This window comes from Bradyrhizobium cosmicum, from assembly GCF_032290525.1.
Classification (GTDB): domain Bacteria; phylum Pseudomonadota; class Alphaproteobacteria; order Rhizobiales; family Xanthobacteraceae; genus Bradyrhizobium; species Bradyrhizobium cosmicum_A.
On the sequence record NZ_JASXTA010000018.1, the window covers coordinates 117,239 to 134,094 of the forward strand.

At 63.9% G+C, this 16,856-nt stretch carries 14 protein-coding genes; 6 read left to right on the forward strand and 8 right to left on the reverse strand.

The genetic code is table 11. The annotated features are described in order from the left end of the window. Nucleotides 1–483 precede the first annotated feature (483 nt). Nucleotides 484–1,119 (forward strand): TetR/AcrR family transcriptional regulator, encoded by a 636-nt coding sequence (locus tag QSV46_RS28545; protein WP_314959524.1) that lies wholly within the window; start codon nt 484–486, stop codon nt 1,117–1,119. 10 nt (nt 1,120–1,129) lie between these two features. Here the strand turns inward: QSV46_RS28545 and QSV46_RS28550 are convergent, their stop codons facing one another. Continuing rightward, complete coding sequence (locus QSV46_RS28550) at nt 1,130–3,628, reverse strand: autotransporter domain-containing protein (RefSeq protein WP_314959382.1); 2,499 nt, start codon at nt 3,626–3,628, stop codon at nt 1,130–1,132. Between the two features lie 485 nt (nt 3,629–4,113). Here QSV46_RS28550 and QSV46_RS28555 point away from each other — a divergent pair, with 485 nt between their 5' ends. Then, nucleotides 4,114–5,091 carry an AraC family transcriptional regulator gene (locus QSV46_RS28555; RefSeq protein ID WP_314959385.1) on the forward strand — a complete coding sequence of 326 codons (978 nt, stop codon included), beginning with the start codon at nt 4,114–4,116 and terminating at the stop codon, nt 5,089–5,091. A gap of 67 nt (nt 5,092–5,158) precedes the next feature. Here QSV46_RS28555 and QSV46_RS28560 read toward each other — a convergent pair whose 3' ends face one another. From QSV46_RS28560 to QSV46_RS28570, 3 genes are all read right to left on the reverse strand, one after another. Beyond that, complete coding sequence (locus QSV46_RS28560; protein WP_314959387.1) at nt 5,159–6,475, reverse strand: GGDEF domain-containing protein; 1,317 nt, start codon at nt 6,473–6,475, stop codon at nt 5,159–5,161. A gap of 242 nt (nt 6,476–6,717) precedes the next feature. Next, complete coding sequence (pncB, locus tag QSV46_RS28565; RefSeq protein ID WP_314959391.1) at nt 6,718–8,022, reverse strand: nicotinate phosphoribosyltransferase; 1,305 nt, start codon at nt 8,020–8,022, stop codon at nt 6,718–6,720. 78 nt (nt 8,023–8,100) lie between these two features. Next, a complete protein-coding gene (locus QSV46_RS28570) occupies nt 8,101–9,015 on the reverse strand; it encodes a LysR family transcriptional regulator (protein ID WP_314959393.1) in 915 nt (304 codons plus the stop codon). A 111-nt stretch (nt 9,016–9,126) separates the two neighbouring features. On the opposite strand from QSV46_RS28570, the gene pcaH reads away from it, so the two are divergent. Both pcaH and pcaG read left to right on the forward strand, forming a co-directional pair. Continuing rightward, nucleotides 9,127–9,909 (forward strand): protocatechuate 3,4-dioxygenase subunit beta, encoded by a 783-nt coding sequence (gene pcaH, locus QSV46_RS28575; RefSeq protein WP_314959396.1) that lies wholly within the window; start codon nt 9,127–9,129, stop codon nt 9,907–9,909. A 4-nt stretch (nt 9,910–9,913) separates the two neighbouring features. Next, nucleotides 9,914–10,540, forward strand: a complete 627-nt coding sequence (pcaG, locus tag QSV46_RS28580; RefSeq protein ID WP_314959397.1) for a protocatechuate 3,4-dioxygenase subunit alpha — start codon at nt 9,914–9,916, stop codon at nt 10,538–10,540. Between the two features lie 24 nt (nt 10,541–10,564). On the opposite strand, the gene QSV46_RS28585 is transcribed toward pcaG, so the two are convergent. Continuing rightward, nucleotides 10,565–11,179: an NYN domain-containing protein gene (locus QSV46_RS28585; RefSeq protein ID WP_314959399.1), complete on the reverse strand. Its 615-nt coding sequence runs from the start codon at nt 11,177–11,179 to the stop codon at nt 10,565–10,567. A 376-nt stretch (nt 11,180–11,555) separates the two neighbouring features. Between QSV46_RS28585 and QSV46_RS28590 the strand changes: the two genes are divergently transcribed. Further along, nucleotides 11,556–11,687: a hypothetical protein gene (locus QSV46_RS28590; RefSeq protein WP_314959400.1), complete on the forward strand. Its 132-nt coding sequence runs from the start codon at nt 11,556–11,558 to the stop codon at nt 11,685–11,687. Between the two features lie 11 nt (nt 11,688–11,698). On the opposite strand, the gene QSV46_RS28595 is transcribed toward QSV46_RS28590, so the two are convergent. Beyond that, nucleotides 11,699–12,604 carry a helix-turn-helix domain-containing protein gene (locus QSV46_RS28595; protein WP_314959401.1) on the reverse strand — a complete coding sequence of 302 codons (906 nt, stop codon included), beginning with the start codon at nt 12,602–12,604 and terminating at the stop codon, nt 11,699–11,701. Between the two features lie 49 nt (nt 12,605–12,653). Here QSV46_RS28595 and pobA point away from each other — a divergent pair, with 49 nt between their 5' ends. Then, a complete protein-coding gene (pobA, locus tag QSV46_RS28600) occupies nt 12,654–13,826 on the forward strand; it encodes a 4-hydroxybenzoate 3-monooxygenase (protein WP_314959405.1) in 1,173 nt (390 codons plus the stop codon). A gap of 34 nt (nt 13,827–13,860) precedes the next feature. Here pobA and QSV46_RS28605 read toward each other — a convergent pair whose 3' ends face one another. Both QSV46_RS28605 and QSV46_RS28610 read right to left on the reverse strand, forming a co-directional pair. Then, the gene (locus QSV46_RS28605) at nt 13,861–16,011 is read right to left on the reverse strand and encodes an adenylate/guanylate cyclase domain-containing protein (protein WP_314959408.1); all 2,151 of its coding nucleotides are present in this window, start codon (nt 16,009–16,011) and stop codon (nt 13,861–13,863) included. A 19-nt stretch (nt 16,012–16,030) separates the two neighbouring features. Beyond that, a complete protein-coding gene (locus tag QSV46_RS28610) occupies nt 16,031–16,702 on the reverse strand; it encodes a hypothetical protein (protein ID WP_314959411.1) in 672 nt (223 codons plus the stop codon). Nucleotides 16,703–16,856 lie beyond the last annotated feature (154 nt).

Sequence of the window (16,856 nt, forward strand, 5' to 3'; positions counted from 1 at the left end):
GCCCGAGGGCAAGGGGCGCGCTTATCCGGATATTGCGTCAGGCGATGAGGAAAAGCTGAACCGCATCGCCGAGAGTTGCCGAAACGGTTGCCAATGTCGGGACATGGTAATTCCTTCCTTGCAACCGGATCTTGCATTCGAGCTGACCGGTACGTGCCGGCTGTGCCTGCCTCAAGTGAGATGGGCGAGATGGCGAAAGGGCGAGAGGCGGCGGAACAGGCTGAACCGGAGGCCTTGGTGAAGGGCACGGTTTGCACGCCACATCCGGAAAGTCGCGCGGCGTTCGACCAAGACGCCGGCGATGTCGCAGGCATTGGCGATACGATCGATCGGGGTCATCGCGAACCGCAGAAGCGCGCGGCCAAATCCGGTCACGAGAGCTGTGGCGTCATCGACGAAGGTGGAGGCGATATCAACAGCAAGGGTTTGCATTTTGCAGGTCTCCAGGTTAAATTGAACAATGTTCATGTGAGTAGCTTAAAAATGAACAATGTTCAAGACGAATCGTTGCGAGACCAGAAAAAAAGTCGGCGGCGGCTCCAGATCCTGGAGATCGCCCGCGGCATAATCGCGGCTAAAGGATTGAGATCGTTGAAAGTTCGGGACGTCGCCCAGTCCGCCGGCTGCTCGGTCGGCAGCGTCTATAACGAGTTCGGGGACTTTGACGGGGTGATCCTGACGGTCAATCGGGAGACGGTTCAGGCGCTGACGCTGCGGCTTGCTGGGGTTCCAGGCGAGGATCCCGTTCGCCAGCTCTATGGGTTAGCTGCAACGTATCTCGAATTCTTTGCCGAGCACGCCAACCTGCTGCGTTCGCTGTTCGAGCATCGGATGGAGGACGACCGCCCCTATCCGGATGACATCCTCCAGATGGTGATGAACGCCTTCGCGCTGATGCATTCGCCCCTGGTGCGGCTCCTGCCGGATGCGGATGATGTGAAGATCGCGCTGTTGTCTCGCACGCTGTTTTCCGCGGTGCACGGCATCATCTCCCTCGGCCTCGAGGAGCGCATGGTGGCAGTGCCGCCGCAGATGCTGCGCCAGCAGGTGACACAATTCCTGGACGCACACCTTGCCGGTCTCGGGATCGTGCCGGTCGGCGCACGGTCACCTCGATGAAGCGCGACTGCTACCATGCATATCGCAGGCTGGCAGTGCCGGTATAAGTGGTGCTGCGCGCCGCGAACTCGCCGTCGAATTTGGCCGACAGGGCAACGCCGTTGGAGAACTTGAGCTCGGCTCCGGCGGACGCGAGCGCGGCGTCCTTCGCCGGCGTCGCGCCATTGACGATGAAGCTCGCGCCGGGCAGGGCCTGGAATGCGGCGACGAGCGAGGGATCGCTGACCCAGTCATGCGCCCAGGCCGCGCGACCGCGCAACGTGAGGACCGAAGTCGGCGTGACCAGCGTCGCGCGATCGAAACGCGCGCCGAGCTCGCTCCTGACGTCGCTGGCGGTTCGTCCCTGATAAGTCAGGCCAAAGCCGCCACTGGCGAGATCGGCCTCGGTGTAAGTGGGCGTGCGAAAAGCCTGCGCCTGCGCTGCTGCGTATGGCGTGAAGCCGCCGATCGGCGCAGCGAAGCGATAGCCGCCCTCGATGCGGCCGCCGACGGTTTGCGCATTGAACTTCGCGGTGAGCTGATTGCCGAACGGCGCCAAACGGTCCGTCGACATCCAATGGTTGGCCACGGCGAGCGAGGCGGCGAAATAGACCGGACCTGTGCGCACCGCGGTGTAGACACCGGCCTGCATCGCATCGCTCTTGCCACCGCCGATCGCCTGGGCGAGATCCCATTTGGTGCCGCCGCCCGAAAGCGCGAAGCCGACGAGCGCATCGCGGCTGAAATGATAATCGGCGCCGGCCGCGACGCCGCCCGTGCGCGCGCTGAGATCATGGCTGCCGATCACGACGGGGTCGCCGCCGGTGCGGTTGGTGCCGCCGAACGCCGTGCCCCAGGCGGTCCAGCGCTCCTCAAATGCCGGTGCTTTCGTCGGCGGGGCTCCCAGCATCTTGTTGTAGGCGAGGGCGATACCTTCCGGCAATGCGGCGCGCTCGGGGCTGAAGCCGAAGGCTGTGCCGCCTGCTCCGGCGCTGACGCCGCCGCGCCCATCGACGGACGGATCGAGCATGAGGCCGAGGAACTGGCCCGTGAACTGGAAAGCGCCCTGTCGCGCGCCGGTGGCGGCTTCGCCGGAGAGCTGGTCCAGATTGTAACGGAGCTGGGCGTCGCTGAGGCCTGCGAAGGAAGAGAGGAAAGGCAAATTGGAGCCAAATGCGCTCATCGCACCGGCGACGGCCTTCTGGTTCTGCGTCTGGGCAACGGAGAGGAACGCGGCGTCGTTGTAGTTGAGGGTCAGGAAGGCAGAGAACCCGTCATAGCTGAGGGCGGAGGTGAAGAACTGCGGATTGTATCCGCTGAGCGTTACGCTGGAGAAGGTGCCGGTGAGGCCGGCTGTCGTGCTGAGGATGGTATAATGCGTCGACGCGCTGTAGGCGCCAGCAAGCGTGCTGACGGCGACGGCGCCGCCATTCAGCATCGCGCTCACAGCAAGGATCTTGTCGGATTGTCCGGCCGCGTTGACGGAGACGGCGTAGGTCGAACCGGCGTTGAATGTGGCACTGCCGTAGATCGTGAGCGCGCCGAGATTGCCGGGGGCGACCCTGCCGCCCGCCAGCGCGGTGAGATTGCCGATGGCGCCGTTGCCGCTGAGGGTGCCACCGCTGACCGTCGTCGCGACGCTGGCCATCGCTCCGTTGACGACGAGGGTGCCGTCTTGGAGGTCCATGGTCGCCGTATCCGTTGTCGAGCCGGTCAGCGTCCAGCTGGAGCTGCCGGTCTTTTCAAGAGCCTCGAATTCCCGGAACTGCTTGGAGGCGCCGAACGTGCCGAGGTCGAACACGGCGTCGAGCGCCCCGCCCAAGCGTAACGTATCTGTCCCGTTGCCGCCCATGACCCAGCCCGTGACGTTCGATCCCGCGCGCAACTCGAAGACGTCGGCGCCGCCTTGAAGATCGACGGCCCTGTTGGCGAAATTGCCGATAATCGTGCCTGAATTGATGATGATGTCCTGACCGGCCGAGCCGAAGATCGCGTAATTCGAGGCGCTCGAGATCGTGCCGGCATTGTTGATAGTGTTCCCGCTGCCCGCCCCATTGAGGTTGGCGGCGTTTGCGTTGCTGGCCTGGACAACGCCACCCGACAGAATATTGACCTGATTGCCAGTCGCTCCGGTTGAGATGCCGATGCCCCGGGCGCCCGAAGCGAGGCTTCCAATGGTGCCTGCGATGGTGACGGTGTTGTTGTTCGAACCATCGAGAGCGATCGCATCTGAGCCGGAGCTTGTCGCGCCGATTGTCGCGCCAGCCTCCACCGCCACTGCATTGCTTCCGCCGCCTGATAGCAGGATGCCGGTATTAGCAGAGGTGATCGCCGCTTTGTCGAAGACCTTGATGGCGCTGCTGGACGCAGCGTCGAAGTAAATTCCCGGAGTCGCAGCACCATCCAGGGAAGTCGGGGCGCCGTCGCCGATGTTGACCGTGGCACCGCTGGCCCCGGCGGACGCTTGAACGGTGGTGTTGCCCACCCCAGTGCAGGTGATCGAATCACCTGATTGGAGTCCGAGCTGCATACCACTTCCCGTGATCACGCATGCCGCCTCTGCCGGCGCGGTGAACCACGGCAGCGCGCCACCTGTGGCGAAAGCGCCAATCGCGGTGCTCAATAGAAGCGCATGCCGCCGGGACGTCTTCGCGCGATGGCGATCCGGCCGGGGCAGCAAGCCATTCGAAAGCACCTGCAAACTCCATTTACGGCGCACCCGAGTGGATTCGGCGGCAACGTTGGGCTGCTACCATGCTTAGCGACGGAAGCACTGGCTTTCTTGGATCAGCGCGCAATGCGATGTGGCGCAATGCGAAGAGCACATCGTTCTCGGGGCAATGTGGCCCCACCGTCACAGCTGCGTCATCTCGCCGCGCCTGCCCGCTATCGGAGATGGCTCACGACGCAATTGCGTGTGGCTGGAGGCGAACTCTGCTTGATCGCGATTGCATCGGAGCTGCCGTTCGTCGAGGATGTTTCACCATCGGAGCGGCCGGCAATGGAGGATCGTGGATGAGCGGCACCCCGCGTCTCGGCTATGTCGGCGTCCCATCGGGAGCCGACTACGAGCGCTGGCGCGAGGAGTTCTGTCGGCGGGTGATGACCGGGGATGTCGTGCCGCTCACGGAGGGACCCGTGCGTTGCGACGTGACGGCCCTGCCGCTGCCCGGTGTGAAAATGTCCGGCGCTGCCGGCACGCCGATGAGCTTCGTCGCGACCGGTGCCGATCCCGACAAGGCGCTTGCCTTCGTGCTCGCTTCCCGCGCGCCCATGCGCATTGGCGTCGATGACCGGGCGCTCGACCTCGCGCCGATGGATGTCGGCCTCGCCGACGCCGCCCACGTCGGCGCGCATGTGTCGCAACTCGGCGAGGGGCGCTTCAGGTCGCTCTTCATCGACCGCAAGGCGTTGCTGGAACTCTGCCCACATGCCGAGGACCTGATCGCGCGGCCGTTGGATGCCAATGCCGGGGTCAAGAGGCTGTTGCAGGGATATTACGATCTGATAGTTGAGAATGCCGACAGCCTCGATGCGCTGGCGAAGACTACAGCGGCTCAGCATCTGACCGATCTCGTGGTGCTCTCGCTCGGCGCCGGCCGCGACCAAACCGAGCTTGTGAGAGATCGCGGACTGGCCGCGGCACGTCTTGAGGCGATCAAGGCGGATGTGCTGGCCCGACTGGGCGATGGCGATCTCAGCCTTGCCGAGGTTGCGCAGCGCAACCGCGCCAGCTCTCGCTACGTCCAGATTCTATTCGAGCGGACCGGGAGGACGTTTTCCGAATTTGTGCTGGAGCAGCGGCTGATCCGCGCCGCCAGGTTACTTCGCGATTCATTGCGCCGGTCGCGCAAGGTGAGCGACATCGCGCATCTCGCAGGTTTCAACGATGTGTCCTATTTTCATCGCGCATTTCGACGCCGCTTCGGTATGACGCCGAGCGACATGCGCAACCGGATGCCGCTCGGCGAGGACACCTCGACGTCATCCTGAACGTCGAGGACGAAGGGCCGCGTCGAAGCTGCGGCGCTGCGCGCTGCGCCGAGCATTTCCGTCCTTTTTACCGGCCTCGCGCGGTGGCCACTTCGCGCGGCCGCGACGCGACGAGGACGACGTCGGATCTCGCGGCGTCGGCCTGAACCCGGTTGCGTCCCTTGTCCTTGGCGCGATAGCAGGCGGTATCCGCACGCCGCATCGCCTCCTCGAGCGTGACGTTGCCATCGGCGATGCAGGTAACGCCGATGCTGGCGGTCACCGCAAAGCAAAGATCGTTCCAGGTGAAGTTGAACAGCTCGAGCGAACGCCGCAGCCGTTCAGCGATATCGACGGCGTTCGAGGGCGGGCACCGCGGCAAAATCAAGCAGAATTCGTCGCCGCCGAGCCGAGCCACCAGATCATGCGGCTGCCGGTCCTGCTGCAACAGCTGTGCGATCTGGCAGAGCAGGCGGTCACCTGCGAGATGGCCGCACGTGTCGTTGACGCTCTTGAATTGGTCGAGATCGAGGAGGATCAAGCCCAGTGAGCCTTCTCGAGCATCGTCGAGCTCGCTTTGCAGGCGCGCTTCGAAGGCGCGACGGCTTGCGAGGCCGGTCAGCCAGTCGTGCGAGGCCTGGTACGCCAGGCGCTCCTTCTCGGCATGCAGGGCATCCTCGAACGCCTGCCGTTGCAGCACCAGCCGGCGCGTGTGCCAGATCAGGAGCAGGATCAGCGTCACGGCGGTGACGATGTTGATGCTGGTCAGCGTCAGCTTGATGGCGCGAGAGCCCTCACCGAGGACGGTCGAGAACCGTTCGGCATGCCCCGTGAACTGCCTGTTCAGCTCCGAGAGTCGCGCCGACAGCAATTGCAGGCGAGCGCTATCCCGAACGGGACCGCTCTTCAACTCACCCCGGATGACCTCGCCGAAGACGCTGAGCTCGAGCAGCATGGGATCGGTGGCCGCCCACTCCCGGATCGCCTCGCGGAGGAAGCTGACCTGGTTGAAGTAGCGGAACAGCCAGATCAACCCCGGGACGTCATCGGGATGGTTGCCGCCTTGCAGGAAGCCGATGCGAGCAGTCTCGAGGTCGACCGGATCGCCTTCGAGCGCCCATCTTGCATATTCGTCGCCGATCGGGACCGCGAGCGAGGCCTGGTATTGCGCGAACTGGCTCGCCTCGCCCGAATGCAGGTAGAGATTGAGGAAGTAGACGGCATTCTTCTGCGAGCGCGACCACATCGCCTCGCCCGCGACATAGGCTCGGACCGAGGACATCACTTCGAGACTGAATCCCGCGATCGCCGCCTGAAGCACGACAACCATGACGAAAGGCGAGACAAGCTTGATGACGTGAAGGAAGCTGCGTTCCTTTGTCGACGGCGCTGTTCTGCGTAACACTTGCGTTCCCCAAGTCGCTCAACGACCCCAGCGGAGCGATCCGCTCATAACGCGGATTACGTGCGAGGGGTGCTTAACTCGACTTGAAAATGCAGAGAGACCGCGTCGCAGGGTGAAGGCGTTGTGAAGCGGATGCTTGCAGATTGTTGCGAATGCCATCGAACCGGAACTGTCGCGGCAGCGGCGAGCCGATGTCCCGAATTCGCCGCAAGTGGTTTACCTGACCGACAGAGTTTGAGGCGCTAGACCAGCACCGGCTTGCGCACGCGGCCGGCGTCGCCGAACACGCGCAGGTAACGCTCGATCTCCGAGGGAAGGCCGGTCGCCTTCTCGGGATTGTCGGAGAGCTTGACGGCCGGATGGCCGTCGACCGACGACACCTTACAGACCAGCGAAATCGGATCGAGATTGAACGAACCGTCCGGCGTGCAGCCGACGAAGTCGTTGGTGAGGTTGGTGCCCCAGCCGAAGGAGAGCCGCACGCGGCCGGTGAAGTGGTGATAGGTCTCCTCGATCGAGCCGACATCCATCGCGTCGGAGAACACGAGCAGCTTGTCCTTCGGGTTGCGGCCCTTCTTCTGCCACCAGGCGATAATCTCCTCGCCGGCCTGGACCGGCGGCGCGCTGTCGGGGCGGAAGCCGGTCCAGTCGGCGACCCATTCCGGTGCATCGCGCAGGAAGGCTTTCGTACCGAAGGCGTCGGGCAGCGCGATCAGAAGGTTGCCGCCATAGGTCTGGCGCCATTGGTCGAGGATCCGATAGGGCGCCCAGCGCAGTTCCTCGTCGTCCCTGGCGAGCGCAGCCGCTACCATCGGCAGCTCATGGGCGTTGGTACCGATGGCTTCGAGATCATTGTCCATCGCGAGCAGCACGTTGGAGGTGCCGATGAACGACGGGCCCAGGCCTTCCTTCACCGCTTCCACGCACCAGCGCTGCCAGAGGAAGCCGTGGCGGCGACGGGTGCCGAAATCGGAGAGCCGCAAATTCTCCAGCTGGCGCAGCCGTTCGACCTTTGTCCACAGCTTCGCCTTGGCGCGGGCATAGAGCACGTCCAGCTCAAAACGGCCGCGGCCCTTCATCGCCGCGCGCGAGCGTAGCTCGTTGAGGATCGCGAGCGCCGGAATCTCCCACATCGTGGTGTGGGTCCACGGCCCGTGGAAATGTATTTCGTACTGACCCTCGACCTTGCGCAACTCGTACTCGGGCAGGCGGAATTCGGCGAGCCAGCGGATGAAGTCCGCCGAGAACATGTGGGTCTTGCCGTAGAAGGTGTTACCGGCAAGCCAGATCAGCTCCTTCTTGGTGAAACGGATGGTGCGGGCGTGGTCGAGCTGGGCGCGCAGCTCGCCCTCGTCGATGATCTCGGCCAGCCGCACATGGCGCGAGCGATTGATGACCGAAAATGTCACCTGCTGATTCGGGTAGTCTTCCCGAATCATCTGTAACATCAATAGCTTGTAGAAGTCGGTATCCAGCAGGCTGCGGATGATGGGATCCAGCCGCCAGCTGTGATTGTAGGTCCGGCTCGCAATGTCGGTCACTGTCATGGGGGAATTCTAGCGTGGCTCTCCCTGCGCAACCAGTGGGTTTGGCGAGGGGCAGTCTTCCGAAAGGTGGGGCGGCTCTCAAGTCTCCGCCGCCGTCGCTGCTACGGTCTCGAGCTGGTTCCTGATCCAGCGATGGGCCGGATCCTTCTGGTAGCGCCGGTGCCAGACCATGAACATCGGCAGCTCGGCCAGCGTGCGCGAGGCCAGCGGAATCCGCACATGTGCGAAGCCAGCCATTATACCGGGAGCCAGCAGGCTCGGCATGCTCGCGAGCATCTGCGATTCGCGCAGGAAGGACGGCACGCCCGAAAAGCTCGGCACCGAGATGGCGATGTCACGATGGAAGCCGTTGGCCGCCAGTTGGCGATCGAAGTCGAGCCGCTCATTGTCGGTGTAGACCACGGTGATGTGGCGCGCCGCCAGATAAGCGCCGCGCCCGGAAGGAGCCGTGCGCGCCTTCGGATCGAAGTAGCAGACGTAATGATCGCTCAGCAGGCGCTTCTGCACGATGTCGACGCCGGACGGCGGCAGCGGCGTGATCAGGAGATCGCAGCGGTTCTCGCGCAACATCGCAGGCGAGGGCGATTGCGAGGGGATCACCCGCAGGTGCAGGCTCTTCACTCGCGCGGCGACGTGACCGAAGAACCGTGGCAGCAGCAAATCGCGCTGGAAATCATTGGCGGCGATCGTCAGCGCGAGCTGCGCGCGTGCCGGCTCGAAGTTGACGCCGCCGGCAAAGCTACGCATCTCGTCGATCAGCGCGCGCGCCTTCCCCGCCAGTGCCTGGGCATGGGCGGTGGCGACGATGCCGCGGCCGGATTTGGCAAACAGCGGATCGCCCGCGATCCGCCGCAGCTTGTTCAGGGCGTGACTGACCGCCGACTGCGTCAGGCCAAGCCGCCTTGCCGCCGCCGTGACCGAGCCTTCCTCCAGCACTGCGAGGAAGAGTTCGAGAGCGTGGCCGTCGAGAGCCAAATGATCGATTTCTTTCATGCAATAGATCATAATCGATCTATTTATCTGTGGAATAGGCCGGTCCATGATCCCCCGACAAGCCACGCACCCGGACCGGGCGCTAACGGCTCCAAGGGAGAGACAACGCCGATGAATGCCCAGGCGCCAGCCTTGCGGGATCCCTGCCTCAACCGGCCCGAGCCGTTCACGCCGCGCGACGGCGGCTTCTTCCAGCGCGACCGCTCCATCCATCCGCCGGCGCATGCGCCCGGCTACAAATCCTCGGTGCTGCGCTCGCCGCGCCAGGCGCTGCTGTCGATCGAGAACTCGGTCTCGGAGATCACGGGGCCGGTGTTCGGCCACAATGATCTCGGGCCGCTCGACAACGATCTGATCCGCAACTACGCCAGGGACGGCGATCCCGTCGGCGAGCGCATCATCGTCCATGGCCGTGTCCTGGATGAGACCGGTCGCGGCGTGCCGAACACGCTGGTCGAGTTCTGGCAGGCCAATGCGGGCGGCCGCTACCGGCACAAGAAGGATACGTACCTCGCCCCGATCGATCCGAATTTCGGCGGCTGCGGCCGCGCGCTGACCGACGACACCGGCTATTACTATTTCCGCACGGTGAAGCCCGGACCCTATCCCTGGCGCAACTACGTCAATAGCTGGCGCCCCGCCCACATCCACTTCTCGGTGTTCGGCTCGGGCTTTGCGCAGCGCCTGATCACGCAGATGTATTTTGAGGGCGATCCCCTGATTCCGGTCTGCCCGATCCTGACGACGATCCCGGACAAGGACGCGCTCGACCGCCTCGTCGCGCCGCTCGATCTCAACGCCTCGATCCCGTTCGACTCGCTCGCCTACCGCTTCGATATCGTCCTGCGCGGTCAGCGCTCCACCTACTTCGAGAACCGCCCGGAGGGGAACTGAGTCCATGCCGCAGCCGCTCAACTACCTCAAGGAAACGGCGTCACAGACCGCCGGGCCCTACGTCCATATCGGCCTGATCCCGGCCATGGCCGGCTTCGACATCTTCGACAAGAACTTTTCCAACGTGCTGGCGACGCCGACCACGCAAGGCGAGCACATCACGCTGGAAGGCAAGGTGATCGACGGCAGCGGCTCGCCGTTGCGCGATGTGCTGTTGGAAATCTGGCAGGCCAATGCGAGCGGCCGTTACAACCATCCGGCCGATCGCTCGGCCGGCGCGCTGGACGAGGATTTCCGCGGCTGGGGTCGCGGGGGTTCGGATTTCGACAGCGGCCTCATCACGTTCGAGACCATCAAGCCCGGCGCCATCATCGACAAGGCGGGACGCAAATGCGCACCGCACGTCAATGTCTGGATCGTCGCGCGAGGCATCAATATCGGCCTCAACACGCGACTTTATTTTTCGGATGAGGAAGTGGCCAACGCCGCCGATCCCGTGCTCAACCTGGTCGAGCCTCCGGTCCGGCGGTCGACGCTGATCGCAAAACGCGGCGAGGGCGCCGGCAAGGCCGTGTATTCCTTCACGATCAATCTGCAGGGGCCCGAGGAGACGGTGTTCTTCGATGTCTGACGATCCGCTGGCCGTCCCACGGGATCACTCCCCCTGGTCGGCTCGATTAATTCTTCCTTGCGCGAGGAACTGCGGTGGCAGCTGAAGCAGCTCGCGCGATCCCGGCCGTTCGGCCGGGTCGCGCGCGACCTTTGGTTTCAGTTCTGCCAGATCAATGAATAGGTCTGCCTGCCGGCGCAGTTCGTCGGCGACCATGGGCGGCTGGGTGGTTAGCGTCGAGACGACCGTCACGCGGACGCCGCGGCGCTGCACGGCTTCGACCAGCGGGCGGAAATTCCCGTCGCCCGAGAACAGCACGATCTGATCGACGCGCCCGGCAAGCTCCATGGCATGCACGGCGAGCTCCACATCCACGCTGCCCTTCACCTTGCGGCGGCCCGTGGTGGCGTCGACGAACTCCTTGGTGAGCTTGGTGACGACGGTGTACCCGTTGTAGTCGAGCCAGTCGATCAGCGGGCGGATAGACGAATATTCCTGATCCTCGGTGACGGTCGTGTAGTAGAACGCCCGCAGCAGTGCACCTCGGCCCCGAAATTCATGGAGCAGGCGCCTGTAATCGATAACGAAGCCGAGCGCTCTGGAGGTGGCATAGAGGTTGGAGCCATCGATGAAGAGTGCGATCTTCTCAATCGAAGACATTATGCACAAATCTCCAATTCCGCTTCGAACCCACCGGGCTTCGGTGGGCGGCCAGAAAATACTGAGGTCGCCGATGGTTTGCTGAAAAAAGCAGCGCAGACGGCCGGACAGGGCGTGGCCGTCTTGCGCCAAGGTCAGGGAGGTCGATGCCACCGGCGCGAGGGCGCCGAACTGCAGTCACGGTAAGGCACGGGCAGTCGGGGCTCAATCGTACGGAGGTAAACGAATCCTATCCAAAGGGTTGGACGCTCTATACGAAGGTAAGTAGACGCGCCGGAAACAGCAGCGGGTCCGGTCCAAATTGGCCTGATCACGGCCGTGGCCGCCCCGATCGTCGAACCGCGAGGACGATCTGGGCCGCACCGCGGCAACCGCAGTGACGGGCTATCTCATCATCATGCTCAAGCGGGCGAGCGGCCAGGCGCAGTTGAGCGCCGCGCCGTCGCTGCTTGAGGCTGCCGATGGGGAGATCGTGGCAAATAGCAAACGTCGCGCCAGGAGTGCCTGACGTCCGATGCGTCAGTCCTCACCGCCGTGGAGCCGCGCGCGAAAGGCGCGCGGCGATAGGCCCGTGGCGGCGGTATAGACGCGGCTGAAATAGGCGGGGTCCTCGAAGCCGAGCGTGTAGGCGATCGTCGAGACCGGCAGATTGGTGTAGACCAGATTGCGACGCGCCTCGCGGATCAGCCGGTTGAGGATCAGGTGCGAGGCGGTGTCGCCGGTCGCCGCCCGCGTCAGCCGGTTGAGATGGGTCGGCGTGACCGACAGCGCGCCTGCATAGTCAGCAACGCTCCAACGTTCCAGATAATGCTGCTCGAGCAGCATCTCGAAGCGGCGGAACAATCCACTCTCCGCCGCGCCGTTGCTACCCCTCTCGCTGGTGAACGCGCGAGCCACCAGCCCGATCATGGCCGCCGACAATGCACGCAGCACATGCGCGCGCCCGAAATCGCGCGCAGCATGCTCGGCGAATATCTGCTTCATGGTGGTGCGGATCTGCGGCGTACCGCGCACCACGGCCGATCGCGACAGGACGCCGCGCAATCCTTCCGAGGCAAGCAGCGCTTCGTCCAGAATTTCCGCGGCGATGGTCAGCACCCAGCCTTGCGTGCCGGGGACGAAGCGGAAGCCGTGAACGTGGCCGACCGGTACATTGACGATCTGCATCGGCCGGAGCGGCACCATGCGGCCGTCGAGCGTCGCCTCGCCGCCACCGCGCTCGATCAGCAGCACTTGGTGCAACCGCGCGTGCCGGTGCACAGCCAGGTTCCAGTCGTGCAGCACCGAGCGGGACGCGATTGTCTCGCAATGCACGACATCGGGCAAATCGCCGGACTCGCCGAACAGGTTGTAGACCCGGATCGCGGGGGCTGGCGCTGTGGTTCTCATGTTCGAATTGTACAAGACAAAGGCCGATCCCTCCATCGGTCCGCAGCGAAAAATCTGAAAATGGTACTGACGGGAGGACGAAATAATGAAGGTTCAGGTCTGTATTATCGGAGGTGGGCCGTCTGGGCTGCTGTTGTCCCAACTGCTTCATCTCAAGGGCATCGATACGGTCGTGCTGGAGAAATACAGCCGCGACCACGTGCTGGCCCGCATCCGTGCCGGCGTTCTCGAGCACGGCTTCGTCAGGTTGATGCGCGAGGCGCAATGCGGCGAGCGGATGGACCGCGAGGGCGAGATCCACAACGGTTTCGAGATCGCGCATGACGGCGTGCTCTCCCATATCGACCTGCACAAGCATTCCGGCGGCAATTCGGTGCTGGTCTACGGCCAGACCGAATTGACGCGCGACCTCTACGAGGCGCGCGACCGGCTCAGTGGCAAGATCGTGCACAATGCCGAGGACGTGACGCCGCACGACCTGACGACGGACCGGCCCTACGTGACCTATCGATCGAACGATGCGATCGTCCGTGTCGATTGCGATTACATTGTCGGAGCCGACGGCTTTCACGGAGTCAGCCGCAAGTCGATCCCGAAGGACGTGCTGCGCGAATACGAGAAGATCTACCCGTTCGGCTGGCTCGGCGTGCTGTCCCGCACCAAGCCGGTGTCGCCGGAGCTGATCTATGTGAAGCACGCGCGCGGCTTTGCGCTCTGTTCTCTTCGCTCACAAGTGCTGAGCCGCTATTACGTCCAGGTGCCATTGACGGACAAGGTGGAGGATTGGAGCGATGACGCGTTCTGGGCCGAGCTGAAGCGCCGCCTGCCGGACCAGGTCGCCGGGCGCCTGATCACCGGCCCCTCGATCGAGAAGAGCATCGCGCCCCTGCGCAGCTTCGTCGCCGAGCCGATGAGCTACGGTCGACTGTTCCTCGCCGGCGATGCCGCTCACATCGTGCCTCCGACCGGCGCGCGCGGGCTGAACAGCGCTGCCTCCGACATCTATTATCTCTATCACGCCATGCTTGCGCATTATGAGAGCGGCGACGATTCCGGCCTCAACGGCTATTCGGCCAAGGCGCTTGCGCGAATCTGGAAAGCGCAGCGGTTCTCCTGGTGGATGACGATGCTGTTGCACCGTTTCCCCGACCGACTTGAATACGAGGACCGGCTTCAGCGGACGGAGCTGGAATATCTGCTCTCGTCCGAGACGGCGCAACGGCTGCTCGCGGAGAATTACGTGGGGCTGCCGTTTTAAGGTGGAGTGGTTTCGAAAAGCGTGCGACGCCGCGCTACTTCCCTTCCAGGATGTTGACCGGCGTCCAATCCGACGGCGGTGGATTTGCAGCGTGCGCTCGCGCGCGCTTTTCAAACAGCGCCGACGCCGGATCAATTTCCGCCGTTCGCCCGAACGCCTCGGCCGCCTTCGCAAATTCCCTTGCCCGCAAGCAGGCCAGTCCTTCCGCATAAGCGGCGGTAACCTTCGTTCGCCCGGCGCTCTCCGCACCCTTCTCCGCGAGCGGCTCGAAGACCTTGATCGCCTCGCCGCGCCCCATCACCTTGATTGCGTCGAGCTCGCGCCAGGCGAAGGCATCGCCGGTCTGCACCATTGTTGTTTCCGATGCCATGATCGCGGTGCCGTAATATTTGTTGGCGCCTTCGAGGCGCGAGGCGACGTTCACGGTGTCGCTCATGACGGTATAGTTGAAGCGGCGACGCGAGCCGATATTGCCGACGACGGCTTCGCCGCTGTTGAGGCCGATGCGGTGTGACAGGCCGTGGCCGGCGAAGGCGGGATTGTTGGCATTGAGCTCTGCCAGCTTGTCGTGGCACTTCAGCGCGGCGCGGACCGCGTTACGCGCGTGCTCGGGATCGTCGGCCGGAGCGCCGAACATCGCGACGATGGAATCGCCGATATATTTGTCGACATAGCCGCCATGGCTCTCGATGATATCGGTCATGGCCGAGAGATATTCATTCATCAGGGTGACCAGCTCGCCCGGTGTCATCCTCTCGGCGATCGAGGAGAACCCGCTGAGGTCCGAAAAGAACATGGTGACGTTGCGCATCTCGCCGCCGAGCGCCGGCATCTTCCCCGAAGCCACCATCGTGTCGATCACTTCGGGGGCGAGATAGAAGGCGAAGCTCTTGCGCAGAAAACGCTCGTCGCGATCGGCCAGCACGAAGCGGTAGCCGATCATCATCGCGAGCGCAGCAAGGTTCGCGAGCGCAGGTTCCGTCAGCGGCAGCGCCAAGGCATGCACGAACGCGGTGACGGCAATGGCTGTGTAAACGGCAGTGAAGCCGAACCAGGCGATCATCGCGCCGCCAGGTGCGAGCATGCAGGCCGCGCAGGCGATGACGGCCGCAAACATGATCGTGAGAACGGTGCGCATGGGGAAACCGAGCTCGGTCACCGCATCGCGCTCGATCAGGTTCCGCACGACGGTGGCATGCACGAATACGCCTGCGATATCGCTTCGGGCCTTTTGCGCGGTGCCAGCCATGACGGGCAGGGCGCATCGCGGTGCCGGCGATCCGTCATACCCGCCGGACAGCCGCATCGAGGTGAGCTTGCGGTCATCGAAATTGAGGATGGTGCCGAGCAGCACCACCTTGCCGGCGAAGGCGCGTTGGAAGAAGCCGCGGTCACCCTTCTCGACGCAGGCGCGCAGGTCGGCGAAGGAATAGGCCGGGACGTCACGGCCCATGCCGCGGTAGTTAAGCGTCAGCGTGTTCGGGACTGCACTCGGGACCGCGTAGCCGGACAATTCCGTCACGCCGGACGGTCCGGTCTCGGGCCTTGCGCCGAGTGCACGCGCGGCGAGCTCGACCGCCATCGCGGGGGACGGCTTGCCGTCGACCGAGAAGCTCAGCGGCATCCGCCTGATGACGTCGTCACTGTCGGTATGGACGTTGAGGGCGCGAATGTTGTTTCTTACCGCCAGTTGCTGAGCGCGGTCGGGCCTGTCTGAACGGTCGTTGCTGAGGATTTCGCCGAGCACCAGCTTGCCGCTGTCGGAGAGTTGCCGCAGCGCGATCAGGTAGTCCCGGTCAAATCCTCTTATCCGGCTGCCGAACGACGTATCGCCGAAGGGGATTTCCGATTGCTCGATCGAACTCGGAAAGATGACGTCGAAGCCGATGACCTTGGCGCCGCCTTCGGCGATGCTTCCGAGAACCCGGCCGATCTCGCGCGTCCAGGTTTGTGTCGGCGATCCCTTGAAGGGCGGGGTGTCGTAGCTCTCGCCGTCGATCGCGACGACGACGATCGGCGATGTCGCGGGATCGCGGCCGTCGCCGATGAACTTGCCGCGCATCGCCGTAAGGATGTCGAGCGAGAGACCTTGCAGCGCCTGAAGCGGCGGAGACGTGAACACCGCGCCCGCGAGGAGCGCAATCAGGATCGCCGCAACGATGTCCCGCCCACCGATCCGCCGCATCGCCCCGTCGCAAGCCCGCCTATTCGAGCCGCAGCAGGCGGCCGACGATCGGCGTCGGCGACGAGGTGGCGCTGGCATCGATCTGGAAGGCGTAGCGCTTGGTGCCGAGAATGGCGAGATAGCTGCCGCCAGGGGTCAGCGACTTCCCGGCCTTGGCAAAGTCGTAGAACTTGCCGCCGACCATGATCTCGTTCCTGAGCGGTACGCTGATCGTGGGCTCCTTGCCGTCGGTGCGTTCGATCACCAGCGTGCTGCCGGTCTTGGCTTGCACCAGCGGAGCGACCCCGTAGAGCGTCGGCAGCTTGGCCGGCGGCGCTCCCTTGGAGTCCGATCGCATGGTACGGAACGTGGTTGCGGCGCTCTGGTTCGCCTCCCGCTCCGACAGTTTTGCCGCATTGGTATCGCAGGGTACTTTTTCCCGCTTGACCTGGCCGAGCTGCACGGTGCTCTGCTCGGCGCCGACCAGGACGACGCCTTCGCTGATGGTCTCGCGCTGGCAGGATTTGAGGTAGCTGAGCGTGATGCTGGCCTTGGGCCCGAGCTTGATGATCTTGCCCGGCGCCACATAGTCCATGAACGCGATGCCATCGACCTTGCCCTGGACGTCTTCGACGATTGCGGCGGGGGTCTCCGCCAAAGCGGGGGCCGCAATACAGAACGCGCCGACAGCGGCGCCGATCAGGCTTCTCATGGGAATTCTCATCCAATTCGACCGACGTATGACCGGTCCCATCCTGGTCCGATGCTTAGCAGCGGAACGCCCAGGCAAGTGTGACCGGAATCACTCTTGGTAATTGGTGGCACTTTAGCAGGAACAGGTTCAAGCCGGCGACCGGAGAAAGTAA

What these genes read in the sequence shown, in the direction of transcription:
- QSV46_RS28605 (WP_314959408.1), bottom strand. Translation starts at nt 16,011, where the DNA reads ATGCGGCGGATCGGTGGGCGGGACATCGTTGCGGCGATCCTGATTGCG.
- pcaG (WP_314959397.1), top strand. Translation starts at nt 9,914, where the DNA reads ATGCCGCAGCCGCTCAACTACCTCAAGGAAACGGCGTCACAGACCGCC.
- pobA (WP_314959405.1), top strand. Translation starts at nt 12,654, where the DNA reads ATGAAGGTTCAGGTCTGTATTATCGGAGGTGGGCCGTCTGGGCTGCTG.
- QSV46_RS28595 (WP_314959401.1), bottom strand. Translation starts at nt 12,604, where the DNA reads ATGGAGGGATCGGCCTTTGTCTTGTACAATTCGAACATGAGAACCACA.
- QSV46_RS28585 (WP_314959399.1), bottom strand. Translation starts at nt 11,179, where the DNA reads ATGTCTTCGATTGAGAAGATCGCACTCTTCATCGATGGCTCCAACCTC.
- QSV46_RS28555 (WP_314959385.1), top strand. Translation starts at nt 4,114, where the DNA reads ATGAGCGGCACCCCGCGTCTCGGCTATGTCGGCGTCCCATCGGGAGCC.
- pncB (WP_314959391.1), bottom strand. Translation starts at nt 8,022, where the DNA reads ATGACAGTGACCGACATTGCGAGCCGGACCTACAATCACAGCTGGCGG.
- QSV46_RS28550 (WP_314959382.1), bottom strand. Translation starts at nt 3,628, where the DNA reads ATGCAGCTCGGACTCCAATCAGGTGATTCGATCACCTGCACTGGGGTG.
- QSV46_RS28570 (WP_314959393.1), bottom strand. Translation starts at nt 9,015, where the DNA reads ATGAAAGAAATCGATCATTTGGCTCTCGACGGCCACGCTCTCGAACTC.
- QSV46_RS28545 (WP_314959524.1), top strand. Translation starts at nt 484, where the DNA reads ATGAACAATGTTCAAGACGAATCGTTGCGAGACCAGAAAAAAAGTCGG.
- pcaH (WP_314959396.1), top strand. Translation starts at nt 9,127, where the DNA reads ATGAATGCCCAGGCGCCAGCCTTGCGGGATCCCTGCCTCAACCGGCCC.
- QSV46_RS28610 (WP_314959411.1), bottom strand. Translation starts at nt 16,702, where the DNA reads ATGAGAAGCCTGATCGGCGCCGCTGTCGGCGCGTTCTGTATTGCGGCC.